This window comes from Glutamicibacter sp. NPDC087583 (genome assembly GCF_044743685.1).
In the GTDB taxonomy this organism is placed as follows: domain Bacteria; phylum Actinomycetota; class Actinomycetes; order Actinomycetales; family Micrococcaceae; genus Glutamicibacter.
Map to the genome: position 1 here is coordinate 472,908 of NZ_JBIUWY010000002.1, position 17,315 is coordinate 490,222.

The 17,315-nt window shown below is 57.8% G+C and carries 19 protein-coding genes, 1 pseudogene and 1 riboswitch; of the genes and pseudogenes, 3 read left to right on the plus strand and 17 right to left on the minus strand.

The annotated features are described in order from the left end of the window. Positions 1-8: 8 nt before the first annotated feature. Together ACIOU9_RS08370 and ACIOU9_RS08375 are read right to left on the minus strand one after the other, a co-directional pair. The gene (locus ACIOU9_RS08370; RefSeq protein ID WP_402696527.1) at positions 9-1,775 is read right to left on the minus strand and encodes a DUF222 domain-containing protein; all 1,767 of its coding nucleotides are present in this window, start codon (positions 1,773-1,775) and stop codon (positions 9-11) included. Between the two features lie 372 nt (positions 1,776-2,147). After that, positions 2,148-2,399, minus strand: coding sequence for a hypothetical protein (locus ACIOU9_RS08375; RefSeq protein WP_402696529.1), 252 nt, complete (start codon positions 2,397-2,399; stop codon positions 2,148-2,150). 81 nt (positions 2,400-2,480) lie between these two features. Here ACIOU9_RS08375 and ACIOU9_RS08380 point away from each other — a divergent pair, with 81 nt between their 5' ends. Continuing rightward, positions 2,481-2,714, plus strand: coding sequence for a hypothetical protein (locus tag ACIOU9_RS08380; protein ID WP_402696531.1), 234 nt, complete (start codon positions 2,481-2,483; stop codon positions 2,712-2,714). Positions 2,715-2,904: 190 nt separating this feature from the next. Here the strand turns inward: ACIOU9_RS08380 and ACIOU9_RS08385 are convergent, their stop codons facing one another. Then, positions 2,905-3,192, minus strand: a complete 288-nt coding sequence (locus tag ACIOU9_RS08385) for a hypothetical protein (RefSeq protein ID WP_402696533.1) — start codon at positions 3,190-3,192, stop codon at positions 2,905-2,907. Here ACIOU9_RS08385 and ACIOU9_RS08390 point away from each other — a divergent pair. Then, positions 3,138-3,533 carry a restriction endonuclease gene (locus ACIOU9_RS08390; protein ID WP_402696663.1) on the plus strand — a complete coding sequence of 132 codons (396 nt, stop codon included), beginning with the start codon at positions 3,138-3,140 and terminating at the stop codon, positions 3,531-3,533. The genes ACIOU9_RS08385 and ACIOU9_RS08390 overlap by 55 nt on opposite strands. Positions 3,534-3,908: 375 nt before the next feature. On the opposite strand, the pseudogene ACIOU9_RS08395 reads toward ACIOU9_RS08390, so the two are convergent. From ACIOU9_RS08395 to ACIOU9_RS08460, 14 genes and pseudogenes are all read right to left on the minus strand, one after another. Further along, positions 3,909-4,667: pseudogene (locus ACIOU9_RS08395) on the minus strand (GyrI-like domain-containing protein). A gap of 1,167 nt (positions 4,668-5,834) precedes the next feature. Beyond that, the gene (locus tag ACIOU9_RS08400; protein ID WP_402696534.1) at positions 5,835-6,500 is read right to left on the minus strand and encodes a hypothetical protein; all 666 of its coding nucleotides are present in this window, start codon (positions 6,498-6,500) and stop codon (positions 5,835-5,837) included. A 65-nt stretch (positions 6,501-6,565) separates the two neighbouring features. Then, positions 6,566-7,003 (minus strand): integrase core domain-containing protein, encoded by a 438-nt coding sequence (locus ACIOU9_RS08405; protein WP_402696535.1) that lies wholly within the window; start codon positions 7,001-7,003, stop codon positions 6,566-6,568. 42 nt (positions 7,004-7,045) lie between these two features. Continuing rightward, a complete protein-coding gene (locus ACIOU9_RS08410; RefSeq protein WP_402696537.1) occupies positions 7,046-7,240 on the minus strand; it encodes a hypothetical protein in 195 nt (64 codons plus the stop codon). Positions 7,241-7,249: 9 nt separating this feature from the next. After that, positions 7,250-7,477 (minus strand): hypothetical protein, encoded by a 228-nt coding sequence (locus ACIOU9_RS08415; RefSeq protein ID WP_402696538.1) that lies wholly within the window; start codon positions 7,475-7,477, stop codon positions 7,250-7,252. A gap of 61 nt (positions 7,478-7,538) precedes the next feature. Further along, the gene (locus ACIOU9_RS08420; protein ID WP_402696539.1) at positions 7,539-7,853 is read right to left on the minus strand and encodes a hypothetical protein; all 315 of its coding nucleotides are present in this window, start codon (positions 7,851-7,853) and stop codon (positions 7,539-7,541) included. A gap of 55 nt (positions 7,854-7,908) precedes the next feature. Further along, entirely contained in the window at positions 7,909-8,532 is a 624-nt protein-coding gene (locus tag ACIOU9_RS08425; RefSeq protein WP_402696541.1) for a transposase, read from the minus strand. A 262-nt stretch (positions 8,533-8,794) separates the two neighbouring features. Beyond that, complete coding sequence (locus ACIOU9_RS08430) at positions 8,795-8,974, minus strand: hypothetical protein (protein WP_402696542.1); 180 nt, start codon at positions 8,972-8,974, stop codon at positions 8,795-8,797. A gap of 682 nt (positions 8,975-9,656) precedes the next feature. Then, positions 9,657-10,283, minus strand: coding sequence for a HEPN domain-containing protein (locus ACIOU9_RS08435; RefSeq protein ID WP_402696544.1), 627 nt, complete (start codon positions 10,281-10,283; stop codon positions 9,657-9,659). Continuing rightward, positions 10,276-11,502 (minus strand): DUF262 domain-containing protein, encoded by a 1,227-nt coding sequence (locus ACIOU9_RS08440; protein ID WP_402696546.1) that lies wholly within the window; start codon positions 11,500-11,502, stop codon positions 10,276-10,278. The genes ACIOU9_RS08435 and ACIOU9_RS08440 overlap by 8 nt, the downstream gene beginning before the upstream one ends. Before the next feature lie 423 nt (positions 11,503-11,925). Then, a complete protein-coding gene (locus ACIOU9_RS08445; RefSeq protein ID WP_402696547.1) occupies positions 11,926-12,186 on the minus strand; it encodes a hypothetical protein in 261 nt (86 codons plus the stop codon). Between the two features lie 103 nt (positions 12,187-12,289). After that, positions 12,290-13,507 carry a cystathionine gamma-synthase gene (locus tag ACIOU9_RS08450; RefSeq protein WP_402696548.1) on the minus strand — a complete coding sequence of 406 codons (1,218 nt, stop codon included), beginning with the start codon at positions 13,505-13,507 and terminating at the stop codon, positions 12,290-12,292. Beyond that, positions 13,504-14,820 carry an O-acetylhomoserine aminocarboxypropyltransferase/cysteine synthase family protein gene (locus ACIOU9_RS08455; RefSeq protein ID WP_402696549.1) on the minus strand — a complete coding sequence of 439 codons (1,317 nt, stop codon included), beginning with the start codon at positions 14,818-14,820 and terminating at the stop codon, positions 13,504-13,506. The genes ACIOU9_RS08450 and ACIOU9_RS08455 overlap by 4 nt, the downstream gene beginning before the upstream one ends. An 88-nt stretch (positions 14,821-14,908) precedes the next feature. Further along, positions 14,909-14,999, minus strand: a riboswitch (SAM riboswitch). 232 nt (positions 15,000-15,231) lie between these two features. Further along, on the minus strand, positions 15,232-16,173 hold the full coding sequence (locus ACIOU9_RS08460) for a LysR family transcriptional regulator (RefSeq protein WP_402696551.1): 942 nt from the start codon (positions 16,171-16,173) through the stop codon (positions 15,232-15,234). A gap of 123 nt (positions 16,174-16,296) precedes the next feature. Here ACIOU9_RS08460 and ACIOU9_RS08465 point away from each other — a divergent pair, with 123 nt between their 5' ends. Next, positions 16,297-17,289 carry a DUF1852 domain-containing protein gene (locus ACIOU9_RS08465; RefSeq protein ID WP_402696552.1) on the plus strand — a complete coding sequence of 331 codons (993 nt, stop codon included), beginning with the start codon at positions 16,297-16,299 and terminating at the stop codon, positions 17,287-17,289. Positions 17,290-17,315 lie beyond the last annotated feature (26 nt).

Below are 17,315 nucleotides of genomic sequence, written 5' to 3' on the forward strand. Positions count from 1 at the left end.
GCCGCTGTTCAGGGCTCGGCGATTTCGACGTCCAGCAACCCAGCACGCCACTTCGCTGTGCTCTCCTCTGCCAAGGCTTCGGCCTCCAACCCTTCGGCCGGAGTCATGAAATACGTATTGACCCGCAACTTCTGCTCCGGATCCAACTCCGGCGGCAACAGCACCATCGGCCGGCTCCCAGGGATCTTCACCGCCTGGAACAACCCGCAATGCCTGGCCGTATGGTGAATCAAGCAATTCAACACCGCAGACTTGATATCAGTTCGCCCGCCCTTCTCCCACGGATCCAGATGATCCGCCTCGCACCGCTGCGCAGGCATGCTGCACCCGGGATAGGAACAGCCTCGATAGGCTGCACTCAGGGCTCGGACTTGGGCCTTGGTGAATAGCCGCTGTGTTCGTCCGAGATCTAGGGGCAGGCTCTTGCCGTTCAACACCACCGGGAGAATCCCGGCATTGCACAGTGCGGTCCTGGCTTCCCCCGGAGATAGCAGAATCCCCGAGGAGGTCACAGCGAAATTCTCAGTTTGCTGCTGCAATTTATCCCAATCCAAGATGACGCTCACCTGCGCGCTGGCAAGTCCCGATTGCTGTTCCGGCGGGCATCTGCTGGGTTTCCGTTCGCTCATCAGCAATGCCATGAAACCAACGAGCCGTCTGCGTTCGGGTTTCAAATCTTCCCATTCAAGGGTCGCCGGATTCGCTTCAGTTGCAGCTTCTTCCGGCACTAATTCATCGTCGTCGGAGTGGGGATCCACTGCTTCTGGTCGGAGTCCTTCATCCGGCGGACGATCCTCGTCTTCCGGCCGAAGATCTTCATCTTCTTGGCGGAGTTCTTCGTCTTCCGTTGCCTCGTCACCCGGTCTGTCTTTCGCCCAGTCGGGCTTGCTGTCCTCGTCATCCCAGCCGCTGGTTTCCTCACCGGTGAACTGGGCATCGACGTCCTTCAAGCCCTGGCGGTTGCCGGCAACGGTGGCAGGATTATCAAGATTCGCGAAATACGCCTCGATGTAGGCGGATTGCGAGGGAAGAACACGGATGAGGTATTCGACAAAGCCCTTGCGCATACCGCGCTTGAAGATCCCAATACCATCCAGGAGGGCTTTGAGCGGGCGCTTGCCGGCCTTCACCTGCGCGACCAGGTCGTTGATGTGCTTGCGCGCCGACTTCGGTTCCGACCGCAGGAAGGCCGCGGACTCGGCCTGGAGCTGCTGCTTCTTCGCTTCAGCGCCTTTTCCTTCGCCCAGATCCTTGCGAAGGGATTGCAGCTTCATGGCCGCCGAAGTCACCAGCCGCGGATCAATGCCCGGGTCCTCGAACTGCACGGCAAGTTCCGGCAACCACGGTTCCGTCGCTTGTCCTGCTTCGTCCACGCCGCCAAGCAGGCAGTCGGCCTGCACCAGCCGGGCGGCGGCGGTGCTGCGCGGGATATCCAGCCAGCCGGTCATCAGGCCCTTGGCATCCTTGAAATGCGTGCGCCCCGTGGTGGTGCGCCCCTTCGCCGCTTCGATCTCTTCAATGGTGGGGTCGGGCCCGAGGTCGGTGATGGTCTGGAACGATTCCTGGTCGAGCTTGTGGGCACCGGTACTGCGCAGCGCGGCGGCAGCGTGGACCTGGGTCCGGGTGAGTACCTGGGTCATGTCTTCGGTGAGCAGCGCGAAATAGGCGGCCTGGCCTGCGGTGAATCCGCCTTGGGCCAGGTGCCGGGTCGCTGAAGCGGCCAACGCTTTGGCGTTGGCCAGGTCCTTCAGTGCTTGCGCGATTCCTGTGCTCATGGGAACCAGTTTGAACCGCAGCATTGGATCTGCGGGGCAAGCGCGTGCGAGCTGTGGACAAACCTAGTTATCGGCTTGCGCCGGAAGTCATAGCTCGCAGGTGGAAAGCACCCATGCCAGACAGAAGGAGCACTGCTCTTGGATAGTGGCGCTATCGCTTAGTGCTACATTCGAGGTGGACTCTGGAGTCGAAAATCGAGCTACTACTCCTCGCCGTTCGGTCCCGTTAAATACGCTGGCCCGGCTCGTCGCACCTGAACTGTCGGGCCTACTTTCGAAAGCTACTGCCTTCGGCGCCTGCCCTCTGCCCAAAACAGCGCTACCCAGCAGACCATGACAGATACCGATGCTGCTGGGTACTTTCAAGCCTATTTAGTAGTTGTAAACGATCGTGCCGATGAAAGCGCGCTGGTACTTATTCCATTCGCAGGGGTACTGGGCACCAATACTCCCTGTGAGTTGCTTGACGGCAGTTCGGTATTCCGCTTGGCATGCCGACAAGGTGCTGCGCTTAATCTGATAATAATAAGCATCCGCATTGGCAGCCGGCGCCATGACAGTTCCGGCTCCTGCGAGCAACCCTAGGGAAAGTGCACGAGAAGCGAGCTTAGCCTTAATGTTCATTACTTCTCCTAATTATTAGAATTAACTGACAAACCAACAATAACGACTGACGGAACTTCCGAACAATAGGAGGTCGGTTTTATGAAAGCTGGATACAGCACATGTACCTACGATCCGTATGTTGTCGTTCTCCGTGCCTACACCACTGAACTGGTTGAAGAAAACTTCGTCTGCATCAGCTGGGACACCATTTCTGATCTCTCGCAGATCTCAGGCACACGCGACGGGCTCATAGCCGAGCTCGCCCGCATCACCCCCGAGGAACGTCACAAGGCAATCCCCCACCTGGGCAGGGATGCTCCTGCGTTTCCGTGATGAAATGTAGATCGGTGGCATCGTCGTCGCACCATACAAGCCCGACAGCACGATCAATATCGGTGTCGTCAGTAGCGACTACTACTTCGATGCTGCGGCAAAAACGCATCCTCATCGTCGCAAGGTGGAATGGAAGAAAATCGGTCTTTCCCGCACCGTCGTCACTCAACCAGCGCTCTGCGAAATCGGCTCAGCACTGACGCTCTTCAAAGTCAGTAAGCACGCGCACGAATTCCTCGCTGTCCTCTAAACTCGCACCGAAGACATCGAAAAATTCACCACGATCCTTGAACAGGCCGCAGCACGCAACTCCCACGATGACGATGTATCCGATGAGCCCTGCGCGTCCAGGATTGATCGCCATACCCGAGACTTCGTCCTCGAAGTACTCAGCGAACGCATAAACCACCGCCAGTTCGAAGAATACGCCGCCAACTTCCTGCGGGTCCTCGGCTACCAAGCCCGAGTCACCGCCCATTCCAAGTCGGTGGTGTCGATGTCATCGCCCACAAGGATCCCTTAGGTGTTGAGCCCCCGCTGATCAAGGTCCAGTGCAAGCACAAGACCGCCACGATTGACGCTCCCGAAGTACAGCAACTCATCGGTGTTCAAGGCGCCGGCGAACTCGTGGTATTCATGACTTTTGGGGCCTACAGCCGCGACGTCTTAGCGCTTGAAGGCCAACGACCAGCATTGCGCCTGGTCACGGGCGAAGACACTATCTCCCTCGTCTTGGAACACTACGCAGCACTGCCTGAACGCTGGCGGTCCCTCATGCCGCTGACTCCTGTGCTCATCGTCGCCGACATCGCATCTTGACCGCGGAAAACTTCGCTTCCCAAACTCTGCTCGCCGAACTAGTCAAGCATTTCGACAACAACGTTCAACAGCTCATTGACGAACAGTTCGCCGTCAATGCCAGCGGATGGCCTAATTATCTACCCATGGCCAGGTTTCGAGGCGATCGACTCGATCTAACTCGATACACCACCAAACGTGGCAAAGGTGGCCGGAATCTCCAGCGGCGTGCGGCTATCGAGGCAATATTCTTGTCATACGGATATCGGACCAGCGATTCCACCCCGAACGAGGAAGTCAAGTGCTAAGTCGCAGCTGGAAGACTAACTTTGGATACCTCGTGCTGGCAGCCAAGCCCCACAAAGGCTATTTCAGATCTTTGGCGAGGCGCCCGTCCTACCCTCGTTCTACGGGCAACCAAAGCTCGCAGGTAGCGTTGCTGAAATCCTCAGCTCGTTCCGGCACTGCCACCATGGACGGGCCTTCGCGCAGCATCCACGCATTCGAAGGGAACCACTGCGTAGCGGTGTAAGCCCGGACCTCCCGCAGAGCCGCGGAATGACGACCAGATGTGCGGAAAAACGCCCACGTCCCGGCAGACACCGTGAGGTCATCCGACTCTTCGGGCACCGGCCCGTCCAGCACTGCGACCCCGTGCAGGTATGTCAGCTTGGTGCTTTCCCTGTAATCGGTATCCACGTCGGCGCTGACCTGGAGCAGGCCGGCAGGTTCGGCGTTGCCCAATTCCTTGAGCCGAGCATGCTCGCTGATCAGTAGCGATGCGATATGGGCTTGGATTTGCGGGTTGACCCCTTCGTGGATCAAGGGCACTCGGGCCGCGTGGCCCACCAGCATGAATTCCGACCGTTCAACAATTCGGGCATCCATGAGGGCACTCCCTTCGGCAGTCAGGCTGAACCTGAGTATTGGCTGGCTTCGAAGGCGTCCGCCTGCACGGCGAATATCGCCCGAGCTGGCTCCGTGCACCGCAAGAAATGCCCGGCCGAAGGCTTCTGCCAAACCGTAGCCTAAGCGCACGGCAAGGCCTAGCAGGTCCTAGCCTTCCAGCAGATCTGCAGCCGCAACTGCCATGCGCCGACGGCGCACGTGGTACACAGTGTTACCCGACCTCTCCAGCAACTGACCAAGATCTATTACCGCATCAAGCTACTGTTCGATCTGCTCCATGAGCCGATTCAGAATTCCAATCATGTAGCTACCCTTCACCAGTCAGTATCCCGAGTGGAAGCGTAGTCGCGCCCGACTTTTGCGATTCGTTATGGTCAGATGGGTCGAAGACTCCAGACATTACCATCGCCGATAGTCGACAACAGATCCTGATTGTGTTTACCACTGACTTCGACCGAATCGTACCTATGCGGGAATAACGGAACATCTTTACGCACAGCATTTAGCAGCGGTTGCAACAGACCTAAAAATGTTCAGGCGACGCCAATGCCTTCAACGAAGGTGCCCCGGAGGTGGCTTGACCTAAATCTATCCTCAGCCTAGATGCAGTTGGGAGGGCAAATTTTCGCATCTACGTCGTTCCGGACTGCTTAAGTGATTAACGCCCTCGAAGAACAGGCACCAGCCGCTACTCACGGGTCATCACTAGGCCAGGAGTTCAGCATCCGAGCAAAGAATCATTCTCCCCATGCTTCAGCTTCTCTAGGCAAGGTTCGGCCGGGGTCCTGCCGTGGACAGTGGACCCATAACAATCTTTAATTAGGGAAGGATGCCAGCACATGGGCCCGCACCTGCTGTCCGGTCCCGTGCTTCCTAATACAGGGGTGAGGTCCACAACTTCACTCCCTTGCCTGCAGGATGATAGCTGAAACCCATCCATTCGAACGGTCCCCCCAATATTTTTCTTACCACCCCACAATGGTCACGTCGATACGAAACTTCCAAAGCAGTACCAAGCTGGCTCCCTTGAATATACAAAATCTCCTTGCGCCCACGCCGGAAGGAACCCACAATTATGTCTGCATCATTTGTTAACTCCACCGACGATCCATGAAAATTACCTAGAGATAGGATCACTGCAGGAGGCCTGTGGACGCGCTCCAATACCCATAAGTCCTTAGATAATTTCGTGAGGGACCAAGGCTCCTCACGACCTATTTGCCTCCAGTCGAGAACTGCAACTATAAGCGCTGCCGCCGATGTGAATAAAGCTCCCGCAGCCAACATGAGTGATAAGGCAGTTCCGTCCATGATTCTCTACATCCATATATTAAATGCATCATTCGGCAAAAATTTTCCAAAAACTCAAGAAACAAGTAATTCCGTTTGTCTTCTGAAGTTGAATATGAAGACTCAACACATTCGTGCTGGAAACTCACGTTGCTCTAACGATTGCGGTCCCCTACGCCAATGCTTGCCCCAAGTGTCGGTAAAGTCCACCTCGCATATATCAAGCATTTCCCCAAAGACTGGGGGCTCCTTAGACACACTTGTCCCGTAGTCACTGATCTGCCCACCCGGGAGAATTGTTCCTTCAACAAGCTCAGCATATTCCCCAGTAAATCCGCCGGATTCGCCAAATTGAGGAACTCGAATCACCGCCATGTCAACAGGGAACGGACTTGAATTATGAACGACGAATTCAACGCACCAGATATCTTCCACGCCACCAAGATAAGGATGCTCCAGAAACTCATGGTGGCTCACTTTGGACCTAACGGCGACTTTTCTTGCATTTGCAAGTCGCATCTCGGCCTCCTCGGCGATTCGCCGACCTTCCTCAATCTTTCTCTGGGCCACTTGATGGCGAAGACCTAGACCGGCATACATGAGACCTCCAAAGGTGCCAGCCGCAGCTACCCATGTGCCAATATCCCCCCAGACCGTGGCATAAGGCACCAACTCAAATATCCAAGCTCCTGCAAAAATAATCGCAAGAACCCAACCACACAGCGCTAGAATCCAAATCTTATAAGGCATTATTTTTAAGACTATTTTCAAGTCCAGCATCTTCATCACTCAGTAAGTTTCCCTTAGGACTTAGGTCTATTGTTGTCAGAATTGGCTATGACCCGTCCCGGAAATCACGCCGCTAATTTACTAGCGGCAACATCGGATAACGTGCCGGTGATTTCATCATAGTAGAGATCCTCGAACTCCACCGGAGTCCGATAGCCGAGGGTCGAGTGTAACCTAGCATTGTTGTACCAGTGCATACATTCCACGACCACGTCATCCAGGTCCGCCTTGGCGGCCAAGGCTCCCGTGCGGAACGGGGAATTCCTGGCCACGGCCTCATTCTTGACTAACCCCATCACAGTCTCGGCAGCGGCGTCATCGAACGCATCGCCGAACGAACCGATCGACGGGACCAGCCCTTCCTCGGCCAGCGCCTGGGTGTACCGTCGCGAGGTATATTCAGCATCGGCGTCACTGTGATGTATCGTGCCTTGAAGCGGGATTTTATGAGATTCCGAGCACTTGCGACGCTGCCATAACGCCGTCCGGAGAGCTACCTCCACAAACTCCGTGTCATGCGACGTCGACGTCGCCCAAGACAAGATCTACCGTGAGAACAGGTCGATCACGAATGACACGTACGTGAACCCGGCACCGGTGGGAACATAAGTGAAATCAGTGATCCACACCGTGTCAAGTGCGTCAGTGCAGAGGTTTCGATTCAACAGATCCTTGGCTCGCACAGTGTCCTTACCCCGGGTCGTGGTGACGGTCTGCCGGCCATGCACCAGGATGTTCATTCCTGCGTCTCACATCAGCCGGTCCACGGTGTGCTTGGAGACATCGGGGAAACCGTTGCGCTGCAGCCAGGCCCGCATTTTCCGCCGCCCGTACAGTACCTCGGGTCGTGGCCTGCTGGTCGTCGATTCGGGTTGCTGTAGATCGTGCAGGACGTTGAGGATCTGGGCGTCGGTGATGACCCGGGATGCCGGTTGGTGTTGTTTCCAGCCGCAGTACGTGCGCGCAGAAACCTTCAAGCCGTGGATGGTCAGGACTTGGCATGTCTGCTCGACTGCATAGCCGCACTCGCGCTGCTGGTCAATGAATTCGGTGATTAGCGCCGGCGAGTGTCGAGCTCTCTCGCGAAGAAAATCGCTGGCTGCCGGAGGATTTCATTGGTTTCTTCCAGATCCTTGACCTTGGCCTTGAGCGCTTTGATCTCGGCGAGTTCCTCGCTGGTGGGCCGGTCCGGTCCCCGACGTCGATTTGGATCTGGACGACCCAGCGGCGCAGGGTCTCGGCGCGGATGTTCAGCTTCGGGGCGAGGCCCTGGCATGGGCCGTAGACGGACTTGTAGCGGCCCAGACGGTCCAGGACGTAGGTGATGACTTCAGGGGTGTACTGCTTGGGCATGTGTTCCATTCTCTCAAATAGGAACGGCATGATTTCCGGGATGCTTCTATGTTTGTCAAGCAACCGATAGAGGCGGGTTTGAGGTCAGGACCCGATGGATTTGCCTGGTGATGTAGCGCTTGAGACTCCGCATGATTTCGCGTTTGCTTCGTCCTTCGGCGATCTTGCGTTGGACATATTCGCGGGTGGCTTTGTCGGTGCGCATTCGTGTCAACGCGATGGTGTTGATAGCCCGGTTCAGTCGCCGGTCACCACCGCGGTTGAGCCGGTGCCGGACCGTGTTTCCTGAGGACGCCGGGATCGGGCAGGTGCCCGCGATCATCGCGCATGCAGATTCGGATCGGATGCGTCCCGGGTGTGACCTGACGGCCATAATGATCGCAGCGTTCACCGCTCCCACTCCGTGCATGTCCAGCAGTGACGGCACATGTTCAGTGGTCAGTTTGGTGAGCTGGACCTGGTTGGCCTTCAAGTCGCCATCCAGGCCAGTGATCTGCTTGGCCAGGCGCACGGCCTCGCCGCGGGCAACAGTGGCACCGAGGGTCTCATCGCGTGTGCGCCATGCCGCGATGGTCTTGATTTGGGATTCGGTCAGCGGTTTGCGCGCATCAAGGCCCAGGTCGTGGGCGCGTACCAGTGCTGTCAGGGCATTGATGGCACGTAACCGATCGGCGTTCATCTGGTCACGTCCAAACTCTGAGCAGTTTCAGGGCGGTCTGAGCCTCGCCCGCCCGGCGGTTCCGCAGCTTGTCCAAGTCCATGACGAGGGTCGATCTGGCAGCCGTGATCGCGTCCAAGGTAGCGGTTTTGCCTTTGCCCCGCAGGCGTTTGGTTGAAGGCGTGGGGCTTCAACTACGCGATAGCCGACCTGCGCAAAACGGTCGGACATCACGGCCCCGTAGGAGCCGGCGCACTCGGCCGAGATGAGCGCACTCTCGATGTCACCTTCGGTGCGGCGCCCAATCCAGGCTGCCGAGCGTTCCAAGCCGGCGCTCGTGGTTGGAAAGGTTTCCTGCGCCCGAAGTTTGCTCGAGGGCGACTCCAAGATCGCGTAGGATATGAGTTGCGGCGTGTGTATCCACGCCGATGATGAATCGATGGTGATCTGCCAAAATTGACATGCGATGTCTCCTTCTAACGTGCGGACGTCGTGACCGGCGTCGGCCCGGGAGAATATCACTACGAGGCATGCCTGTAAGGGGCCACAATCCCCAGGGATTGGGCAGGCTTCTAATCAAGCCATCGCGGTGGGCCGGGGCGGCGCCGGCCCTTCCAACCAAGTGGACAGATCCCGGGAATGACACCCCGCAGGGGTCAGACGATTCATGAATCACACCTGGTCGGAGGAACCAGCACCACTCTGCCAGCTAGCCCCAGGCCAGCCACCACCACCAACTCTTACAGACGATTCAGTATCGAGGAACGCAACGGATTGGTTTTCCCGGCTCCCGGAAATGACGCTGATGACCTGTTGTTAATCCATTCCAGCACCCGGAGCCCACTCAGAAAAATGCGGACAGCGCCTAATGAACTCGCCCGTACGTGGCCTCAGATGCCGGGAGAGCTTGATCGGCCGACGGCTGGTCAGTTGCGACCAGACTAACCCCGGCACCGTCTGGTTCAGGGCGGCCCTACGTTCAATTCTGGGTTGGACAGAGATTCTGTAACGAAACCTCTGGGGCGTCTCCAGGGTTCGCCGGTCGTTTCAAAACAATCGTTTCTGGTTCACCAGAGTTCGTTTTCTCGGCAGAGAGCGGATCCGTATGTGTCTCGGACGACCAACAACTGGCGCGCTACTGCGTTCTAAGCAGAAATTTCAGCAACGACTGTCTCGATCCGGATGACGGTGTTTGCAGCCTGATTGACCCATTCTCGAACATTGGCCGGATATTCTTCGCCTGAGAGGGAGCTGTCATTTCCACTAAATAGTGAGGTATGCCCGGCCGCACCGCGTTTCACCGCTAAAGTTGTTAATGCGGACATCTCAACTCCCGCTGCATCATCTATAATGCCCCACTCAATCCCTACTAGCTTGGCAAGATCCCGGACGTTTTCCATCTTTAGTCCATGATTCTTTCTGATCACGCTCGTGACGTGTTCAAGCGCCTGAGGATTATTCATAAAGCCTAACCAATTTCGCTTACTGTACGTCGGAAGAAAGGTGACGCCCCACTCCAACGATGCAGCGTAAAAAGAGAGGAGCTCCCGTGGAATAGGCTTGTCATCTGAGATCAAAGCGAGGGCACTCTTGAAGTGCTCCATGAAAATGTTCTCAATGCGTTCCTCCAGCACTGCATGACACAAGAGGAGATAAGCCCGAGTCCGTGTTCGTTCTTCCGAGCTGAGCGGATCCGGAGGTTCCGTCGTAACCGTGCTCAATAGGGTGTTATCGATTTCGGCGATTTCAGCCAGCAACGGATGATCAGTCACGCTGGAGTGCACCCGGAAGCTCGTAGGAAACACCCGTCGATTCCTGCACGATGGATTGCCATGCTCGGTGACGAGTAATGAAAGCGCTAGCAGTTTTGGTCGTCGTGCTGACAGATCTAACGAATGTCTCATCTGTTACACAAAGTTGTTTGAACGCGCTAATAACCTGGTCTGATTGCACGGCTATTGCCGCGCGTACGTGGGGAAAACTCAGAGAATAGACCTGAACGTCAAACAGAGCACGGTTGAGAGCGCGCTCCCAGTGCCCAGTCGCAGTGGTGGTGCCTGTTCCGCTCCATTTACGGCAGAAGTGCTTACCGAATAGTTCTTGCCCGAGTTGTAACCCCGCGTTGAAGTTACTGTTCGCTGCATTCAGTTTTTCTTCTACTGTGGTCCAGTTTTGGCTCAAATCGCGCGATGTGTCATCGAGAAAGGTTTTCAAGTTACCGCGGTATGGCAGTGGCGATGTACTAAATGCGATGTGTCGCAATAGTAGCTCTGCATCAATCATGCGGCGATCCGGATGCTCAATCCCGAGAAGGTTCTGTAATTCCTTAGAGTTACCAGAAGTTGCGTCGATCCATTGCATAAAAGGGCCGGGAATCAGCGCCTGTCGCAATTCTTGCGGTGACAGAGCAACGCTACCGGTGTTGAGCCTCAAGAACAGTGAAAGTAGTAGCGATTCTGAATTCCAATTGCTCAGTACGACGGTGCGCATAGTAGCGTTCTCGAGCGCACTGAAAGAATCAGGCCGACTCATTTCTAGGTCTTTAACAGTTTTCCGGTTTAGCTCCGTCAGCACTTCCAGGCCCGTCAAAGTGAGAGGATCAAAGCTCGCGTCTCGCTCTTCATCTGGGTCTGCGAAATACTGTCGTAGAGCTAGCAAACGCTGTTTGCCGTCCAGTACAAAGTACTGACCACGTTGACCGGGTTTCTCAGCGAGTACGATTTGGGGGATTGGAAAACCTAGGACTATCGATTCGATTAGCTTGCTCTTACGATTAGCAAGCCAGGCGTTACGACGCTGAAAGGTCGGATCTAAATCAATTCGTCCTTTGCGCATCTGGTTAACGAGCGTCTCTACAGTCCAGTCAGCGCCACTCACAGACGCAGAGAAACCTTTGGTAGGTGGGAGCGCATCTTCTTCGGATTCACCTTGATTTGGGATGAGTCCGATGAGCTGTTCTTCTTTGCCCTGCTGAACTGGATCTATAGTCACTCCGCTATCATGACAGGAATACATCCTCTTTGCACTTCGCGTGAATGACTTGTTGCCCAAGTGATATCGACTGAAGAGCGAAAATTCCGGTTTCGCAGATTCCAGCTTTCGGTTGACAAGGGTTCTCAGTTGAACGCCGCAGCAAAGTTCTCCATCGTGGAGTCCCTCATGTCGACGAGTCCACCGTCATCAACTACACCAAACTCACAGGACTTCTCTTTTTAACCACTCTGCTTCGCATGATTACAAGTACTGCTTTTCATGCTAATTGGTAGTATCGTCGGACCAATCATCAAGTTTAACGTTGCCTGACTTAAGAATCCCAGATTCTGAATTATCCCAAACAAATATTGGTGCGAGGTTCCAACGAAATCGGATTGCGGCGTCGACCCTATTGATTAACTAAACCACGCGGTCCCTCGCCTAATTGGCGTTCTGTTCCTCCGTGGCGGAGCGCTGCCCGCAACCTGTCATCTTGAACAGCCCTGCAACAATAAGCACGACCAGAACTACTAGCTTCAGCACGGAACCGTACGCTACCAACCAGATCAATTCGGAATTCGGAAGCATCAGGCCCGGATCAACACTGGACTCCGACTCCATACGGCCAACGGCGGCGCTGTCGGCAATCAGCAGCTGGACCAAGAAGGCCAGCACCTCGATGTTCAACGCAAACACGGTCACAGCGCCAATGATGCCGAGTTTTCATTGGATTTCGCGGCATGCTCGTCTCCCTGTCTGATCTGCCCCACAGACTCCATTCGCTGAATCGTACAGCAACGGCAGACTAGGCGTGCTCCAAGGTCCGCTCGCGCACGCCGCGCTTCACCGGCTGGGTCGCGCGGGCCGCGGCCAGGCCGCGTTCCAGATCGGCAATCAGGTCGTCGGCCTCCTCGATGCCCACCGAGAGGCGGACCAGGTTGGCCGGGATCTCCAGCTCGGTGCCGATCAGCGAGGCGTGGGTCATTTCGCGCGGGTAGCAGACCAGGGATTCCACCCCGCCCAGGGAAACCGAGAGCTGGAAGTACTCCATGGACTGGGCGAAGGCGCGGGCCGCAGGTTCATCGGCCAGGGCCACCGAGAGGATCCCGCCAAAGCCACGGCCGGCCGCGGACTGGGATTTGGCCAGTTCATGGCCCGGGTGGCTTTCCAGCCCCGGGTAGTAGACCCGGGTGACCTCAGCCTGGTCATCAAGCCAGCGGGCCAGGGTGCTGGCTGTAGCGCCGTGCCGTTCCATGCGCAGGCCCAGGGTCTTCAGCCCGCGGGCGGCCAGGTAGGAATCCTGCGGACCGGAGACCGCTCCCCCGGCAAACTGCTGGTAGCCCACGGCTTCAGCCAGGCTCTGCCCGCGGTGCAGGTGATCGGCCACGATGACGGCCCCTCCGAGCACGTCGGAGTGCCCGCCGATGTACTTGGTGGTGGAATGGACCACCGCGTGGGCACCGAAATCCAGCGGCCGCTGCAGGTAGGGGGTGGCGAAGGTGTTGTCCACCACCAGCAGGGCGCCGTGCTCGCGGGCGATGGCCGCCCAGCCGGCCAGGTCGGCGATGCCCAGCAGCGGGTTGGACGGGGTTTCCACCCAGAGCAGCGCGGTGTTCGGGCGTACTGCCGCGCGCACCGCGTCCAGGTTGGTGATGTCTACCGCCGAAGAGCTGATCCCCCATTTGCCGTGCAGCTTGGAGATCAGCCGGTTGGTGCCGCCGTAGCCGTCGGCACCCAGCACGATGTGATCGCCAGGCGCCAGCACTGCGCGCAGCAGCGCGTCTTCGGCGGCGATGCCCGAAGCGAAGGAGAAGCCGGCGGCGCCGCCTTCCAGCGCGGTGAGCTGGGATTCGAACCCGTTGCGGGTCGGGTTGGAACCGCGCGAGTATTCGTGCCCGGCGCGCAGCACGTTGATGCCGTCCTGGATGAAGGTGCTGGTCTGGTAGATCGGCGGGATCACCGCACCGGTGTGCGGGTCCTTGTGCTGGCCGGCGTGGACTGCGAGGGTGTTGAAGCCGCTCATGCGAAGCTCACTTCCTTGGTTTCGTTTAGCGCTGACTGGGTCGAGGCCAGTGCGTGATCCAGTGCCTGGGTGATATCTGCCAGCAGGTCGGCCGGGTCTTCCAGGCCCACCGAAAGGCGCAGGGTGGAGGTGTTCAGGCCGGCGGCGGCCAGTTGCGCTTCCGAGAGCCGGCAGTGGGTCATGGTGGCTGGGTGCGAAATCATGGTACGGGTATCCCCCACATTGGCGGCCAGGGAAATCAGCTGCAGCCCGTCGATTACCGGGGAAACCAGCGATGGGTGGGCCAGCTCGATGGCCACCACGCAGCCAGTGCCCTTCGGGGTGAGACGTTGGGCCAGCTCGTGGCTCGGGTGGCCGGGCAGGGACGGGTGGTGGATGGCCGCGATGCCCGGGTGGGCCGAGAGCTCTTGAATCAGGGTGGTGACGCTGCGCTGCACGTGCCCGGCGCGTACCGGCAGTGTCTCGATTCCGGCCAGGATTCCCTGGGCGCTAGCCGGGGCGAGCGTCGGGCCCAGATCGTGCAGGAACTTGGAACGCACCAGCATCGCGTAGGCGGCCGGTCCGTGGCGTTCAAGCAGCGAGGTGTTGTTCAGCCGAACCCGCGGGGCGGCGATCTGCGGCCAGCGGGCGGTATCGGAGAAGTCGAATTTGCCCGAGTCCACCACGATCCCGCCGAGCACGGAGCCGTGTCCGGCCAGGCCCTTGGTGGCTGAGTGCACCACGATGTCGGCGCCGAAATCCAGTGGCCGAATATTCAGCGGGGTGGCCAGGGTGTTGTCGACCACCACCGGGATGTTGTGCTCGTGGGCGATCGCCGCGATGGCGGGCAGGTCGGCCACGGTGCACAGCGGGTTGGAGACGGACTCCAAGAAGAACGCCCGGGTGTCTTCCTCGATGGCCGAAGCCCAGGCGGCGGGATCGGCCTGGTCGACAAAGTTGATGCGGATCCCGAAGTCGGCGAAGGTGTCGGTGAACAGATCCACGGTGCCGCCGTACAGCGAGGAGGAAGCCACGATGTGCTTGGGGCCCTGGGTCAGCGCCAGCAGGGACAAGGCCACGGCGGCCTGCCCGGTGGCGGTGGCCACCGCGTGGGTCCCGCCTTCCAGGGCGGCTACGCGCTGCTCGAGGATGGACACGGTGGGGTTGCCGGTGCGCGAGTAGGTGAAGCCTGCCTGGCGCAGCGCGAACTTCTCGACCGCTTCGGCATGCGTCGCGAATTGGTACGCCGCGGAATTGTGCAGTGGCGGCAGCATCGGGCGGAAGTCTCCGCTCGGGCGGTACCCTGCGTGCACCGCGTCGGTTTCCTGGCTCATGGCTCCTCCTCGATTCTCTGCGAGGGAGTGCACCGATTGGCATCGTGCGGCGGCACGAAGCACAGCACGCAAAAACGCGTTCGGAACTGCTCCATCGTTCCTGGCGGTAGCACCTTTCGGTTTCCCGATGGTTGCTGCGGCGTCTTCGAGCCAGATCTCTCAGCCGCTCTTGATGGTTTGTTGTTCTTCCATGGTTGGCTATCCGCCGCAAACGGTGCAAGCGGTATCCGGCGCCCGGCTTCATACAAGGCCGCCACGCTTCATATGTCGTCGCCTTGTCATGATGACGCGGGGGCCTGACCCCTTTTATGACGCGAGCTTTTGAGCGGAATCGTTGTGATGTAGAGGTTTTGCTGGAAGTTTGTGACGAAGTGCAGGTGCTCAATGACCGGCGGTTACGCTGCTGGCGGCTCAGCCGAGCACTTCTACCCCGAAGCTGGCGACCACGGTGCGCACTTCTTGCAGGTAGCGCTGGGCCTGGTCGGTGAGCGGGATGGCGGCGTGGTCAATCCAGCCGATCTCGATGCGCTCCTCGATGGCCAGCGGGATGGCAACGATGGAGGGATCCAGTTCGTCGCTGATGATGCCGGTGGAGATCGTGTAACCGCCCAAGCCGATCATCAGGTTGAAGATGGTGGCGCGGTCCGAGACCTGGATTTCGCGTTGGCTGGAGCGCGTGGAGAGCACCTCCTCGGCGAAGTAGAAGGAATTATTCGCGCCCTGGTCGAAGGTCAGCCGGGGCAGGTCTTCGAGGTCTTCGAGCGTGACCTGGGTTCGGGTGGCCAGCGGGTTGCTGCGCGAGATGAAGATATGCGGATCGGCCAGGAACAGCGGGTGGAAGACCAGCCGGGATTCGCGCAGCAGCTTGTCGATGACCTTCCGGTTGAAGTCGTTGCGGTACAGGATCCCGATGTCGCTGCGCAGCGTGCGCACGTCCTCGATGATCTGCTCGGTGCGGGTCTCGCGCAGCGAAAACTGGTACTCCTCGGCCCCGCTGGCCTGCACCATCCGCACGAAAGCGTCCACCGAAAAGGAGTAGTGCTGGGTGGAGACGCCCAGCAGCCGCCGGGCCGAGGGGCGGCCGAGGTACCGATGCTCAAGAAGCTCCACCTGCTCGAGGACCTGTCGGGCGTAGCCGAGGAATTCCGCGCCTTCGGCGGTGAGCGTCACTCCCCTGGCCGAGCGCATCAGCAAGGTGCGCCCCACCCGCGATTCAAGCTCCTTCATCGCTGAGGACATGCTGGGCTGTGCGACGTAAATGAGGTCGGCGGCAGCCGAGATCGACCCCTCTGAGGCGACCGCCACGAAATAGCGAAGTTGCTGCAGCGTCAATCCATTTGATCCCTGAACCATAGCCAGAGTCTATATGAATCCATAGTTATATCGAGTTACCCGATATCAAGAATCACCCTGCATGATTGACGCATCGACTTCCCCTCGGCCCACCACGGTCCCCTCAGATACAGATTGGCCATCATGGCAGACGCGTTGACCTTCAGCATTAGCACCACTAAATTCGACGAGAATTACACCCCTTCAGCAAATTCGCGCATCACCACGAACTTCGCCAATTTGGCACGTGGAGAGCGCCGCGCAGAGAACCTGAACAATGCTTTAAAAATGATCAACCGCCGCTTCAATTCCTTGGCTCACTGGGACAATCCCCAAGGAGACCGCTATGCGCTGGAATTGGAAATCATTTCTGCAAATGTGCATTTCACTGCCGATAATATCGACCAGAAGTTTCCCCTTTTAGAAGTCCTTGAAACCACGATCGTGGATAAACTCCTTGGCACTCGAACCCAGGGCATGGTCGGAAATAATTTTTCTTCTTATGTCCGCGATTACGACTTCAGCGTGGTGCTTCCAGCTTCGTGTAATGACAGCGGAGCTCCGGTGCTTCCGGAAGATTTTGGCGATCTCCATGGACAGCTCTTCCAGCATTTTTTGAACTCACAGGCGTACCGTGAGCGTTTTGCCCAGCTGCCGGTGGTCAGCATCAGCGTCTCGACTTCCAAGACCTATTTCCGCACCGGCAACAGCCATCCAGTGCTCGGTTTGGAGTACCAGCAGGATGAAAATTCATTAACCGACGCGTACTTCGGAAAAATGGGTTTGAGCGTGCGCTACTTCATGCCGCCGGGTGCCGTGGCTCCGCTGGCGTTCTACTTCCGCGGTGACCTGCTCAACGATTACACCAATCTGCAGTTGATCAGCCTGATCAGCACCATGGAGACCTTCCAGAAGATCTACCGTCCGGAAATCTACAACGCCAACGCGGCAGCGCCTGCTGTGTACCACCCGAGTCTAGGCGCCCAGGATTTCTCCCCTACCCGCGTTTTTTATGACCGCGAAGAACGAACCCAGCTAGGCAAGATCCAAGGGAAGTTCACCGAAGAGCATTTCATTATTCCGAATCGCGAACTGCTCGAATCCTGGGCTGCCAACTGTGCAGTCCCCACCGCCTAATCAATTATCTTAGGAATCCGAAGGAC

What these genes read in the sequence shown, in the direction of transcription:
- ACIOU9_RS08370 (WP_402696527.1), bottom strand. Translation starts at nt 1,775, where the DNA reads ATGAGCACAGGAATCGCGCAAGCACTGAAGGACCTGGCCAACGCCAAA.
- ACIOU9_RS08375 (WP_402696529.1), bottom strand. Translation starts at nt 2,399, where the DNA reads ATGAACATTAAGGCTAAGCTCGCTTCTCGTGCACTTTCCCTAGGGTTG.
- ACIOU9_RS08380 (WP_402696531.1), top strand. Translation starts at nt 2,481, where the DNA reads ATGAAAGCTGGATACAGCACATGTACCTACGATCCGTATGTTGTCGTT.
- ACIOU9_RS08385 (WP_402696533.1), bottom strand. Translation starts at nt 3,192, where the DNA reads ATGGGCGGTGACTCGGGCTTGGTAGCCGAGGACCCGCAGGAAGTTGGC.
- ACIOU9_RS08410 (WP_402696537.1), bottom strand. Translation starts at nt 7,240, where the DNA reads ATGAACATCCTGGTGCATGGCCGGCAGACCGTCACCACGACCCGGGGT.
- ACIOU9_RS08420 (WP_402696539.1), bottom strand. Translation starts at nt 7,853, where the DNA reads ATGCCCAAGCAGTACACCCCTGAAGTCATCACCTACGTCCTGGACCGT.
- ACIOU9_RS08425 (WP_402696541.1), bottom strand. Translation starts at nt 8,532, where the DNA reads ATGAACGCCGATCGGTTACGTGCCATCAATGCCCTGACAGCACTGGTA.
- ACIOU9_RS08430 (WP_402696542.1), bottom strand. Translation starts at nt 8,974, where the DNA reads ATGTCAATTTTGGCAGATCACCATCGATTCATCATCGGCGTGGATACA.
- ACIOU9_RS08450 (WP_402696548.1), bottom strand. Translation starts at nt 13,507, where the DNA reads ATGAGCGGCTTCAACACCCTCGCAGTCCACGCCGGCCAGCACAAGGAC.
- ACIOU9_RS08455 (WP_402696549.1), bottom strand. Translation starts at nt 14,820, where the DNA reads ATGAGCCAGGAAACCGACGCGGTGCACGCAGGGTACCGCCCGAGCGGA.
- ACIOU9_RS08460 (WP_402696551.1), bottom strand. Translation starts at nt 16,173, where the DNA reads ATGGTTCAGGGATCAAATGGATTGACGCTGCAGCAACTTCGCTATTTC.
- ACIOU9_RS08465 (WP_402696552.1), top strand. Translation starts at nt 16,297, where the DNA reads ATGGCAGACGCGTTGACCTTCAGCATTAGCACCACTAAATTCGACGAG.